The following is a 353-nucleotide window of genomic DNA, read 5'->3' as shown; positions in this document are numbered from 1 at the left end:
CTTCGCGTTGCCTGTCTTGCCAACTCATGCATTTCATGAAACATATGCATTACTGATCAAATGCAACTTCAGTCTGCTTGAAACCCGCAATCAGTTGGGTCGGAAAGTTCGGCCGCTTATATGCACCATCTGCGGTGCCATTGCCCCACGTCTTGTCCACTTTGGTATCCACCATAATTTGGTGGATACCAAACTACCCAAAACCTCAATCAGCACGCCAGAACGGCCACTGCAAGACGCTTACTTCGCATCCGCAAAGCCCTCACTTTAACCGCTCCCCCCTCGCCAGCTCCGAAAGCCATTCCCGGTGGGGCTCGCAGACAAATTCGGCCCCTTCGGAAAACCCGCAATCA

The 353-nt window shown here is 52.4% G+C and carries 1 protein-coding gene; it reads left to right on the top strand.

Features of this window, described 5'->3' with window-relative positions:
- Positions 1 to 271, top strand: a 271-nt coding sequence (locus EVC45_RS46510; protein ID WP_211193625.1) for a hypothetical protein, incomplete at its 5' end; no start/stop codon positions are given.
- Positions 272 to 353: the final 82 nt, after the last annotated feature.

The sequence above is a fragment of the Paraburkholderia sp. UYCP14C genome (genome assembly GCF_004197395.1).
In the GTDB taxonomy this organism is placed as follows: Bacteria; Pseudomonadota; Gammaproteobacteria; order Burkholderiales; family Burkholderiaceae; genus Paraburkholderia.
The sequence above is the reverse complement of the archived record's forward strand: the minus strand, read 5'-3'. Positions and strand labels throughout refer to the sequence as shown.